Source organism: Achromobacter sp. 1011811831 (assembly GCF_059760905.1).
Genome location: NZ_JCBANG010000032.1, coordinates 49,735 through 61,424 on the forward strand (window position 1 = coordinate 49,735; position 11,690 = coordinate 61,424).

12 protein-coding genes are annotated in these 11,690 nt (G+C 70.0%); 1 reads left to right on the forward strand and 11 read right to left on the reverse strand.

Annotated features, from left to right (window positions below; genetic code table 11):
* Positions 1-12: 12 nt before the first annotated feature.
* Positions 13-948: a LysR family transcriptional regulator gene (locus AC6LJ9_RS14415; RefSeq protein WP_498148089.1), complete on the reverse strand. Its 936-nt coding sequence runs from the start codon at positions 946-948 to the stop codon at positions 13-15.
* Positions 949-1,263: 315 nt separating this feature from the next.
* Between AC6LJ9_RS14415 and AC6LJ9_RS14420 the strand changes: the two genes are divergently transcribed.
* A complete protein-coding gene (locus AC6LJ9_RS14420; protein WP_498148090.1) occupies positions 1,264-2,601 on the forward strand; it encodes a DUF3100 domain-containing protein in 1,338 nt (445 codons plus the stop codon).
* 134 nt (positions 2,602-2,735) lie between these two features.
* Here AC6LJ9_RS14420 and AC6LJ9_RS14425 read toward each other — a convergent pair whose 3' ends face one another.
* The 10 genes from AC6LJ9_RS14425 to AC6LJ9_RS14470 all read right to left on the reverse strand — a co-directional run.
* Positions 2,736-3,302, reverse strand: a complete 567-nt coding sequence (locus AC6LJ9_RS14425) for a hypothetical protein (RefSeq protein WP_498148091.1) — start codon at positions 3,300-3,302, stop codon at positions 2,736-2,738.
* 188 nt (positions 3,303-3,490) lie between these two features.
* Positions 3,491-3,991 (reverse strand): YqhG/Tai3 family protein, encoded by a 501-nt coding sequence (locus AC6LJ9_RS14430; protein WP_498148092.1) that lies wholly within the window; start codon positions 3,989-3,991, stop codon positions 3,491-3,493.
* A gap of 287 nt (positions 3,992-4,278) precedes the next feature.
* Positions 4,279-4,887, reverse strand: coding sequence for a glutathione S-transferase (locus AC6LJ9_RS14435; protein ID WP_212319092.1), 609 nt, complete (start codon positions 4,885-4,887; stop codon positions 4,279-4,281).
* Positions 4,888-4,913: 26 nt separating this feature from the next.
* Positions 4,914-6,614 carry an FAD-dependent oxidoreductase gene (locus tag AC6LJ9_RS14440; protein WP_498148096.1) on the reverse strand — a complete coding sequence of 567 codons (1,701 nt, stop codon included), beginning with the start codon at positions 6,612-6,614 and terminating at the stop codon, positions 4,914-4,916.
* Between the two features lie 5 nt (positions 6,615-6,619).
* A complete protein-coding gene (locus tag AC6LJ9_RS14445; RefSeq protein WP_498148093.1) occupies positions 6,620-7,393 on the reverse strand; it encodes an SDR family NAD(P)-dependent oxidoreductase in 774 nt (257 codons plus the stop codon).
* A gap of 8 nt (positions 7,394-7,401) precedes the next feature.
* Positions 7,402-8,154, reverse strand: a complete 753-nt coding sequence (locus tag AC6LJ9_RS14450) for an SDR family NAD(P)-dependent oxidoreductase (protein ID WP_498148094.1) — start codon at positions 8,152-8,154, stop codon at positions 7,402-7,404.
* A gap of 157 nt (positions 8,155-8,311) precedes the next feature.
* On the reverse strand, positions 8,312-9,028 hold the full coding sequence (locus AC6LJ9_RS14455) for an ABC transporter ATP-binding protein (RefSeq protein ID WP_212319086.1): 717 nt from the start codon (positions 9,026-9,028) through the stop codon (positions 8,312-8,314).
* Positions 9,021-9,785 (reverse strand): ABC transporter ATP-binding protein, encoded by a 765-nt coding sequence (locus AC6LJ9_RS14460; protein WP_103271347.1) that lies wholly within the window; start codon positions 9,783-9,785, stop codon positions 9,021-9,023. Before AC6LJ9_RS14460 ends, AC6LJ9_RS14455 begins: the two co-directional genes overlap by 8 nt.
* Entirely contained in the window at positions 9,782-10,759 is a 978-nt protein-coding gene (locus AC6LJ9_RS14465; RefSeq protein ID WP_212319084.1) for a branched-chain amino acid ABC transporter permease, read from the reverse strand. The genes AC6LJ9_RS14460 and AC6LJ9_RS14465 overlap by 4 nt, the downstream gene beginning before the upstream one ends.
* Positions 10,756-11,690: branched-chain amino acid ABC transporter permease (locus tag AC6LJ9_RS14470; protein WP_498148095.1), on the reverse strand; the 935-nt coding region annotated here is incomplete at its 5' end. The genes AC6LJ9_RS14465 and AC6LJ9_RS14470, both read right to left, overlap by 4 nt.

An 11,690-nucleotide genomic window follows, 5' to 3' on the forward strand; every position in this document is an offset into this window, starting at 1 on the left:
CGCAGCTGCGGCTCAATCGGGCGTAGCAGATGGCGCGCCGTCCGGCAGGGCGATGCCGCGCACGATATGGTCCAGCAGCTCGCGCGCGGCCGGGGACACATGGCGGCCGGCCCGGCTCAGCACCTGCAGGCTGCCCTGGTTCAGGATGGGATTGGACAGCGGCAGGCTGGCCAGGCGCTGCGCGCGCAGGTCGGCGGTGACGGCGATGGGCGGGGTCAGCGCGTAGCCGATGCCGGTGGCGGCGAACTGCCACAGCGCCTTGAAGGACGAAGTGGTCAGCACGTTGCGCAGCCGTACCTGCTCGCTGATCTCGGCGGCCTGGATGTGCTGGCGCACGCCGAAGCCTTCCTGCATGGCGGCGCCGGGATAGTCGGCCAGGTCGGTCAGCAGCAGCGGCCGGCGCAGGCGGGTGAGCGGGTGGTCGTCGCGCACGATGGCGCGGATGGGCTCGGGCCGCGAGTAATGCGTGCGCAGCCGCGCGTCGTTGGGCGGCTGGAACACCAGGCCGATATAGGCCTGGTCGTCGATGATGCGCTGCGCGATCTCGGAGGTGCGCGCCACGTCGATGTCCAGCGTGACCTCGGGATGGCTGCGCCAGTAGCCCGGCAGCACGCGGTCGAACATCAGTTCCACGAAGCCCTCGCCCAGCACCAGGTCGATATGGCCGCGCTCGGCCTTGCGCAGGCTGTCGATCTCGGAGAAGAAGCTGTCCTGGATGTCCTGCTGCCGTTTCACGTAGCGCGCCAGCATGTGGCCGGCGTCGGTCGGCACCAGGCCGCGTCCGCGCCGCTCGAACAGGGCCATGCCGCAGTCGCGCTCCAGCGCGGCGATGGCCCGGCTGACGGCGGACGGGTCCATGTCCAGCAGCTCGGCCGCGCCGCGCACCGAGCCTCGGCTCATGACCTGCATGAAATAGTGGGTGCGGCGGGCGTCCAGGGTTTCGTCCATGGCGGGATCCAGGTGCTAGAGCGGGGGCGGCGTGCGTCGAAAGGGCGGGAGTGCGGCGGCAAACCCACACTTGCTTTAAGGGTTTACCCAGGTTTCCTGGCTGTTCGTGCAAGAAATTCCCAGGAAACACTCAACCGTTGCATTTTACGCAACGTTTCTGCGCGGGCGATGTCATGGTTGCGGGGTGGGGGCGGGGCGAAAATCGCCCCTGCGCGTTCGCGCGCGTCCCCGGAGGACGCGGCGGATGCCGGCGGATGCGCGCGCGGATCCGCCCGCTTTCTTCCAATAGCTACTCACGTACTCCAGGGGAATCCCATGTCTCACGCCAGCGCCAGCCTGGCCGCGCCTTCGATGTCGCTGTCCAGCCGCATCCGCATGCTTGTCGTCATCCTGATGGTGGTGCTCATTTCCGAGGCCATCGGCAGCATGACCTTCGCGGTCGGTCCGGGCAAGATCGTGCTGCAGCCCATGCTCTGGGCCATCTTCATCGGCGCGGTGGTCGCGGCCCTGGGCCAGCGCCTGCCCGCAGGCGCTGGCGTGGATACCGCCATGCAGACGCGCATCAGCGGCTACCTGCAATACGCGCTGCTGCCCTTCCTGGCCAAGCTCGGCCTGATGGTGGGCGGCGCGCTGCCGCAGGTGCGCGAAGCGGGCTGGGCCCTGGTGTTCCAGGAATTCGGCCACTTCTTCGGCACCATGGCCGTGGGCCTGCCGCTGGCGCTGCTGCTGGGCATCAAGCGCGAGGCCATCGGCGCCACCTTCTCGGTGGGCCGAGAGCCCAGCCTGGCCATCATCGGCGAGCGCTACGGCATGAACTCGCCGGAAGGCCGTGGCGTGATGGCCGAGTACATCACCGGCACCGTGATCGGCGCGCTGTTCGTGGCGCTGCTGGCCGGCTTCATCACCAGCCTGAACATCTTCGATCCGCGTTCGCTGGCCATGGGCGCGGGCGTGGGCTCGGGCAGCATGATGGCCGCCGGCGTGGGCGCCATCGCTTCGCAGCAGACGCCGGAAATGGCGCACCAGGTGGCCGCGCTGGCCGCCGCCGCCAACCTGCTGACCACCGTCGTGGGCGTGTATTTCACGCTGTTCATCTCGCTGCCGACCACCATCTGGCTGTACGGCAAGCTCGAGCCGGTGCTGGGCCGTTTCTCGCGCGCCAAGGCCGACGAGACCGTCGCCGCCGATGCCACGGCCGATGAGACGCCCGCACATGGCTCCAAGCTGGGCTTCGGCGACCGCCTCACCGCCTATGCGGTCTGCGGCCTGTTCGCGCTGGTGGGCAACCAGTTCGGCTACAAGGTGCCGATCCTGGACGCGCTGCCGGGCATGCTCATCATCCTGGCGCTGGTGGTGCTGACCGACCTGCTGCTGCGCGTGATTCCCAAGCTGCCGGCCGTGTTCGTGCTGTCGGTGCTGGCCATGACCGCCGGCTGCCCCGGCGTGCTGCCGTACTCCGAGCAGATCATCGCGCTGGTGGGCAAGGTCAACTTCCTGCCCTTCACCACCGTGATCCTGGCGATGGCCGGCCTGTCCATCCTCAAGGACCTGCCCGCCTTCCGCAAGCTGGGCTGGAAGATCGTGGTCGTGTCGCTGGCCGCCAACGCCGGCACCTTCCTGGGCGCGACGATGATCGCCGAGTTCTTCCACTGAAGCGGCGCGTTGCCTCGATGAAAGAAGCCACCCTTTGGGTGGTTTTTTTCATGCGTCTTGTTGTGCGATGACGGGCCGGGCGCTCACCGGCCACGCCGCGGCCGACCCGTTGCGGCCAGGGCCAGGGGCGGCGGCTAGGTCCGCGCGCCGGGACGGTAGCGCGCGTTGTCGGTGGCGTTCTCGACGGGGCCGATGTTGGCGACCTTCGGGATGCCCAGGCCGGCGGCCTTCAATGCCACGGCCGTCTGCAATTCCTGGACCTGCGGATTGCCCATGGCGACGCGGTAGGGTTGCAGCGGCGCCAGGCCGGCGATGGTGCCCAGGTCCTGCGCGCCATTGGCGGACGGCTGGGCGGGCGCGGCGATGAAGTCGTCGATCGCCTGGCGCATGCGGAAATCCGCGTGCTGGTCGCGCAGCAGGTCGACATCGACGGTAGGTGGTGCCGGCGTGGCGGCTAGGGCTGGCGCGCGCGGCGTTGTGGCCGTGGCGGCATCGGCGCGTCCGTCGCCTGCCGGGACTTGCGCGATGCGCGCGTTGGCGACGGGCTGCGCATTGCGGCCCGCCCGCAACTGCGCGGCGCGTTGCGCCTGGCGGGCGGCGAATTCGGTTTCCCAGACCGGGCGGGTGTCGTCCAGCAGGGGGATGCGCGCCGGATACGGAGCGGCGACGCGGGGCACGGGCGAGATCGCGGCGATGTTCATGCGGGGCTCCCTGGGCATCCGAGACTGAAGGCTTGGAGCGTGCCGGCGGGGCGAGAGTTCCGCCCGGCCAGGCAAGTCCAATGTACTCCTGTCCTGCGGCCGGCGTCATGCGCCGCGTGGCGTCGGGGCGGGATCAGCGTGCGCGATGAATGCGGCGGGGCGCCGGCAGGGCCTCGCGGCGGCCCGGGTCAGCGCGCCCCTGCGGTCTTGTCGGTGGCGCCGGCGTCCGGTTCGGGCGCATACAGCCGCATCAGCGAGTCGCCAAGAGGCGTGATGAAGTCGTCCAGGCGCCAGCATTGCTGCGCTTCCTTCTTCAGCACCAGATGCACCGCATGCTTGGCGGGCTTGGCGCCTGGGTCCAGCACGAAGCCGTAGCGCATGGCCACCACCGCCGAGTCCTTGGCCTCCGACTCCACTTCGAAGACAAAGGGCGGGGCCATGTCGCCGTCCTGGGCGCCCAGCCACGGGTCATAGTCCAGATGACCGACCTCGCCCTTGGCGTAGTTCCACTCGCGCTGCAGCGCGGCGCCGAAGGCGGGCGTGTACAGCGCGCGGTCCAGGCGTGGCGGACCGGAATAGAAGTCGGCGTGCGTCTTATGGAAGTCGCGCGCCCATTGTTCCGGCGCGGGGCAGCCCGCGTGGGCGGGCAGGGCGGCGGCGAACAGGACGAGCGTCAAAAGGCGTTTCATGGAAGCGGTTCCTGCTTGCGGGATAGGGGGCCGGCTGAGTATGGCCGAAGTCGGCGCATCGCAGCATAGCGCAGTCTTGCCCCGGGCCAGTCTGACCGGGCGGCGCGTCAGGTGTTTTCCAGCTTCATGGCGGCGGCTGCCGGACGCATGAACGAAAAAATGCCCCTGGCTTGCGCCAGGGGCCCAGCGGCGGCCCGATAGGCGCCGTACCAGGCGGGCGTCCGGCCCGGGGCCCGGCGGGAATCCCCAGTCCTCGCGGCCCGCCCTAAAAAAGCGGAGCGCCGCGCTCAGGCGTGCGGCAGCGTGGCCTGCATGGACGGGCGCTGGTTGAACGCGGCGAACCACGCGGCCACGGCGGGGAAGCCGGCGCGCCAGTCGTAGTCGGGATAGCGGAAGTCCAGGTAGCCCAGCGCGCAGCCGATGGTGATGGTGCCGATGTCCACGCGTTGCGCCAGCGCGGCGGTGTTCTGTTCCAGCAGCGCCAGGCCGTCGCGTACCTTGCCCATCTGGCCTTCGTACCAGCCGTCCCAGCGCAGCGCCTCGGGGCGCAGCACGGTTTCGTAGCGGGCCAGCAGCGCGGCGCCCAGCATGCCGTCGCCCAGCGATTGTTCCGTCAGCGCTTGCCAGCGCGGCTTGCCTTCGGCCGGGAACAGCGCGCCGCCGCCCAGGACGTTCAGGTATTCGCAGATCACGCGGCTGTCGTACAGCACCTGGCCGTCGTCGGTGAAGAAGGTCGGCACCTGGCCCAGCGGGTTGCTGGCGATGATGGTCTGGTCGCGCGCGACCGGGCCGGCCGCGCTGGGCAGCTTCTCGATGCGATCGGCCAAGCCGAGTTCATGCGCGGCCACCAGGCATTTGCGCACGAAGGGAGAGGCGGGGGAGAAATAGATTTTCATGGAAGGATCCTTGTCGGTTGCTGGCGTCAGGAAGTCGCGCTGGCCAGGTGGCGTCCGGCCACCCAGCCGAAGGTCAGGGCCGGGCCCAGGGTGATGCCGGGTGCCGGGTAGGCGCCGCCCATCACGGATTGCATGTCGTTGCCCGCCACGTACAGGCCTGCGATGGGCTGGCCGGCGGCGTCGACCGCCTGGGCGTGTTCGTTGGCGGCGATGCCGCAGGCGGTGCCGATGTCGCCGGGGTAGACCTTGACCGCGTAGTAGGGGCCATCGCCCAGCGGCGCCAGGCACGGGTTGGGCTGGTGTTCGGGATCGCCCAGGTAGCGGTTGTAGGCCGTGCTGCCCTTGCCGAAGTCGGGGTCCTGGCCCTGTGCCGCGTGCGTGTCGTGGCGCGCGACGGTGGCTTGCAGCTTGTCGGCGGGCACGCCCAGGTGGCCGGCCAGCTCGGCCAGCGTCGGCGCCTGCAGCAGATAGCCGGCGTCGATCAGGTGCTGGCGGGGGCGTCCGCCGGGCAGGGCCAGGCCCAGGCCCCAGGTGTCGATGAAGCGCTGGCCGCAGACCAGGAAGGCCGGGACGGCGTCGGCCGGCGAGCGCTGCATGGCCTGCACGAACTCATGGTACGAGGTCGATTCATTGACGAAGCGCTCGCCCTGGGCATTGACGGCGATCAGGCCGGGCTTGGCGCGGTCCCACACCAGATGCGGATAGTGCAGCGGCGGCTGGCCGGCGCGTTCCAGCACCGACACCGGCGCCCAGAACGCGGGGCTGGCGTAGCCGCTGCCCATTGCCGCGCCGGCGTGCTCGGCCAGGCGGATGCCGTCGCCGGCGTTGTCGCGCGGCGACATGGACCACAGGCCGGCGGGCTTGGGATAGGTCTGCTCGCGCCGCTTCGCGTCCCACGGAAAGCCGCCGGTGGCCATGACCACGCCTCGGCGCGCGCGGAGGTTCAGCGTCTTGCCCTCGCGCGTCACGGCCAGGCCCAGCACGCGGCCGTCGGCGTCGCGGTGCAGCGTCCGCGCGGCGGTGTTCAGCCAATAGGGGATGCCGCGCTGGATCAGGCCGTGGAACAGCTGCGCCGCCAGCGCGTTGCCCAGCAGCAGCCGCGTGCCGCGATGGCGGCCGCCGAGGCGGTCGGCGGCGTAGCGCAGCACCAGCTTCATGCTGTGGCGCCAGGCCGTGAACGAGCGGGTGGCGCGCAGCAGGTGCCGCACGTCGGTGATGTTGACCATCATGCCGCCCAGCACGGTGAATTCCTTGAGCGGGTCGCGCAGCTCGCGGAACTTCGCGCCGAGCTTGCGGCCGTCGAACTCCACCGGGTCCAGCGAGCGTCCGCCCATGGCGGCGCCGGGGCGGTCCGGGTAGTAGTCGGGCGAGGCGGTGCGCGCGGCCACCTGCAAGTGGCCGCGCTCGACCAGGTAGTCCATCATGCGCGGTCCGGCTTCCAGGTAGGCGCGCTTCATCGCGTCGGAAGACGCGGCGCCCACGGTCTGCTGCAGATAGGTCCAGACCTGCTCGAAGGTGTCGGGATGGCCCGCGCCCTCGCTCTGCGCGTTCAGCGGGATCCACAGCGCGCCGCCGGAGATGGCGGTGGAGCCGCCGATGCGGTCGGTCTTCTCGACCAGCAGCACGTCCAGCCCTTCCTCGCGCGCCGTCAGCGCGGCGGCCATGCCGCCCGCGCCGGAGCCGACGACCAGCGCGTCGACCTCCAGGTCCCATTTGATGCCTTCCATGCTGCTCATGCTCCCGATCCGCCCAGCGATTTGCCGCCGTCCACGAAAATGACCTGGCCTGTGATGAAGTCCATGTGCGGCGCGGCCAGGAAGGACACGGCATTGGCGATGTCTTGCGGTTGCCCGGCGCGGCCCGTGGGCTGCAGCGCCAGCTGCGCGGCCAGCCGCTCGGGCGACAGGTTGCGCAGCAGCGGCGTGTCGATCAGGCCGGGCGCGATCGCATTGACCAGGATGCCGCGCGGCGCCAGTTCCATGGCCGAGGCGCGGGTATAGCCCACCAGCGCGGCCTTCGAGGCCACGTAGTGGGGATGGTTCTTCGCGCCCAGGTAGGCGCGCGAGGCGATGTTCACGATCTTGCCGCCGGGCGCCATGTCGCGCGCGGCTTCCTGCGTCAGCGTCGCCACGGCCAGCAGGTTCACCTCGTACATGCGGCGGTAGTCGTCGCTGGATACGTCGAAGAACTTGCGCTCGTCGAACAGCCCGGCGTTGTTGACCAGCGCGGCCAGCGGCGCCAGTTCCCGCGCCAGCGCGCGGGTGGCGGCCTCGTCGGCCAGGTCGACGATGCGATGGTCCACGTCCAGGCCTTGCGCGCGCAGCGCGGCGGCTTCGCGCGCGGCCAGCTCGCCGTTGCGGTCGGCCATGATGACGGCGTAGCCGTCGCGCGCCAGCCGCTCGACGATGGCCAGCCCCATGCCGCTGGCGCCGCCGGTGACCAGGGCCTTGCCGGGGCAGGCCCTTGGCTCGTCGGCCGCCGGCCGCGCCGGACTCGTTGCGTTCATGATGTCTCCTATACGGCCAGGTAGCCGCCGTCCACGGGCAGCACCACGCCGTTCACATAGCTGGCCATGTCCGAGGCCAGGAACAGGACCGGGCCGACGATCTCGTCGACGCGGCCGGCGCGCGCCATGGGGGCGCGGCGCATGTACCAGTCGGTGCCGTGGTCCTGGGCGCGCTGGCCGGCCGTCATGTCGGTTTCCATCAGGCCGGGCGCCACGGCGTTGACCCGCACGCCGTGCGGCGCCAAGTCGCGCGCCAGCACTTCGGTGAAGGAGCGCACGCCGCCCTTGGACACCACGTAGCCGGTGGTCGAGATGCCGCAGCCGTAGGCGACGATGGAGCACAGGTTGACGATGGCGCCGCGCGCGGCCTTGAGCTGCTCGACGAAGGCATGCGTGACGTTGAACGCGCCCTGCAGGTTCACGCCCATGACGCGGTCCCAGATCTCGGGCGTCCGGGGATCGTCGAAGGCGGCGCGCGCGGAGATGCCGGCGTTGTTGACCAGCACGTCGATATTGCCGTGGCGCGCCGCGCAATCGGCGGCGAAGGCGCGCACCGCTGCGGCGTCGGTGACATCCAGCGTGGCCTCGACGGCGCGGCCGCCGGCATCGCGGATGGCCTGGGCGCTGGCGGCCGCCAGCGCCGCGTCCAGGTCCGCGACGATCAGCCGCGCGCCCTCGCGCGCGAAGCCCGCCGCGATCGCCGCGCCCAGCCCGCGCCCGGCGCCCGTCACCAATACCAGCTTGTCTTGCATCGACGTCATCTCGTTTCTCCCGATCCAGGCACCCACTTCAATACCGTCACCCAAGGCGCCGCGCGCCGCATGCCGCAGTCCTCCCCAGGCGAGGCCGCACGGATCCGGCTCCGCCGGTCCGTCGCGGCGCCCCCTTGGGGGGAGGCGCCGCAGGCGCTTCGGGGGACTAGCCTAGATACGCCTTCTGCACGGCCTCGTCCTCGGCCAGCGCGGCGGATTCGCCTTCGAGCGCCAGCTCGCCGTTCTCCAGGATGTAGGCGTAGCTGGACACCGACAGCGCCAGCTTCACGTTCTGTTCCACCAGCAGGATCGTGATGCCCTGCTCGCGGTTCAGGCGCAGGATGATCTCGAAGATCTGCTCCACCACCAGCGGCGACAGCCCCATGGACGGCTCGTCCAGCAGGATCATGCGGGGCCGCGCCATCATGGCGCGGCCGGTCGCCAGCATCTGCTGCTCGCCGCCGGACAGCGTCGCGGCCTTCTGCTCCAGGCGCTCGCGCAGCCGGGGGAAGGTGTCGCAGACGATGTCCAGGTCGCCCTTGATGGCGCCGCGGTCGCGCCGCAGGTAGGCGCCCATTTCCAGGTTCTCGCGCACGCTCATGTCGCGGAAGATCTCGCGGCCCTCGGGCACCTGCACGATGCCGCGTCCGACGATGGCTTCGGCCGGCAGGCGGTGGATGGCCTCGCCGGCGAAGCGCACGCTGCCAGCGGTGGGCGCGACCAGGCGCGAGATCACGTTCAGCGTGGTGGACTTGCCCGCGCCGTTGGCGCCCAGCAGCGCCACGATGGCGCCTTGCGGCACCTTCAGCGACACGTCCTGCAGGGCGCGGATATTGCCGTAGGCGGCCGATACCGCCTCGACTTCAAGCAGATAGTCAGCCACCGGCGGCTCCCTTGCCCAGATAGGCTTCGATGACGCGGGGGTTGCTGCGCACCTCCGCGGGCGTGCCCTCGGCGATCTTCTCGCCGAAGGACATGACCGTGATGCGATCCGAGATCGACATGACCAGCTGCATCACGTGCTCGACCAGCAGCACGGTGATGCCGTCGCGTTCGCACAGCTCGGTCAGCAGGCGGTCCAGCGTCTCGATCTCGCGGTTGCGCAGGCCGGCGGCGGGCTCGTCCAGCAGCAGCAGCTTGGGCGAGATCGCCAGCGCGCGGGCCAGTTCCAGCATTTTCTGGCGGCCGAAGTCCAGGCTGCACGCTGGCGTATCCAGGAAGTCTGCCAGGCCGACGCGCTCAAGCAGGTGCTCGACGCGCTCGCGCGCCTCGGCGCCGGCGGGGCGCAGCAGCGCGCCGGCCGTGGCCGCGCCGTGCGCGTAGGTGCCCAGCAGCGCGTTCTCGCGCACCGACAGCGCGCCGAACAGTTCCAGGTTCTGGAAGGTGCGCGCCACGCCCAGCGCGGCCATTTCATGCGGCTTCTTGCGCGTGATGTCGGCGCCGTCGAAGCTGATGCGGCCGCTGGTGGGCCGGTAGTAGCGCGAGATGCAGTTGAAGGTGGTGGACTTGCCGGCGCCGTTCGGGCCGATCAGCGCGTGGATGCGGCCGCGCTCGACCTGCATGGACAGGCCGTTGATCGCGGTCAGGCCGCCGAACTTGACGGTCAGGCCCTGCACCTCGAGGTGGGGGTGCTGGCTCATGCGGCGCTCCCTTGCTTGGTCTTGGCGGCAACCACGGCGGACGCCGCCGCGCGGCGCGCGCCCTGGCGGCCGGCGAACAGCCCCTTGGGAGCGAACATCATGAAGCCCATCAGGATCACGCCATAGATGATTTCCTGGAACGACAGCGCCTGGCGCAGCAGTTCCGAGATCAGGCCGAAGATCAGCGCGCCGGCGATGGCGCCGCGCACCGAGCCGATGCCGCCCACCACCACCATGGTCAGGATCAGGATGGTGGTCTGGAAGCCCAGGCTTTCGGGGTGGATGAAGGAGGCGAACAGCGTGTACATGCCGCCGGCGATGCCGGCATAGGCCGCCGACAGCGTGAAGGCCGCGCGCTTGACCGCGTTGACGTTCACGCCCATGGCCTGCGCCGCCACGTCGCTCTCGCGCACCGCGCGGAACGCCGAGCCCAGCTGCGAGCGCGACAGCAGCACGGTGGTCCACAGCAGCAGCGCGGCGATCAGCACGACGAAGGGATAGGCCTTGATGTCCGACACCAGCTCGTAGCCGAGCAGCGTGGCCGGCGAGATGCGGAAACCGTTCGAGCCATTGGTGACGGCATCCCAGTTCAGGAACACCCACTGCATGGCCTCGCCGAAGGCGAAGGTGGACAGCGCCAGGTAGATGTCGCGCATGCGCAGCGCCAGCGCGCCGATCACATAGCCCATGAGGGCGGCCAGCAGGCCGCCGGCCACGATGGAGACGAAGAAGGGCGGATGCCAGAGGTTGTTGATCAGCCCGGCCGTGTAGATGCCCACGCCGTAGAAGGCGGCGTGCGACAGCGCGAACTGGCCGGTCTCGCCGATGACCAGGTGCAGGCCCAGGGCCAGCACCACGAACACCAGCAGCAGGTTGACGACGTAGATGACATAGCCGCTGGCGAAGAAGGGCAGCGCGGCCAGCGCGATGGCCATCAGCGCCAGCAGGGCGTGGTCGATGCGGTTGGTTTTCATACTTTCTTCACCTGCAGTTTGCCGCCCAGCAGGCCTTGCGGACGCAGCAGCAGCACGACCATGATGGCGACGAAGGGCGCGACCACGATGGCGTTGGTGGAAATGAACAGGCCCACCAGGTTCTCGGCCACGCCGATCACGAAGCCGCCGACCACGGCGCCGGGCAGGCTGGTGATGCCGCCCACGATGGCCGCCGCATAGGCCAGGATGGCGATGTGGCCGATGTCAGGGGTGATCAGGATCTTGGGCGTGATGAGCAGGGCCGCCACGGACGAGATCAGGCCGGCCAGCGCCCACACCAGCATGCGGATGCGGGCCAGGTTCACGCCGGTCAGGCGCGCCGCCTTGGGATTCATGCCGACGGCGCGCATGGCGCGGCCGACGCGGGTATAGCGGAACATGCAGAACAGCAGCAGCATCACGGCCACCGCCACGGCGAAGATCACCAGGTCCAGCTGGGTCAACACGGCGTCGCCGATGATGATGGCGTCGGTGGGCGCCAGCGGCGGCAGCGAGCGCGGCGTGTCGCCCAGGCCGCTCTGGCGCACCAGGCCCTTGAGCGCGTAGGCCAGGCCCAGCGTGGCGATCACCAGCTGCACGCCCACGCCCTTGGACGCGATCACGCGCTCCATCACCACGCGCTGGAACAGCGCGGCCACGACGGCCACCGCCAGCAGCGTGACAGCAATCACGACCAGGTAGGGCCAGCCCAGCACCAGGGTCAGGAACAATGCGATGTAGCCCCCGACCATGAAGATCTCGCCCTGGGCGAAATTCGGCACGTCGGTGGTCTTGAATACGATGACGACGGCGACGGCCAGCAGCGCGTACACGCTGCCCGTCACCAGTCCCGACAGCACCCCCTGCTGCAGGAACAACCAGATATCGGCAAAACTCATGATGGTCTCCGGCGGCCCGCGCGATGCTGCGC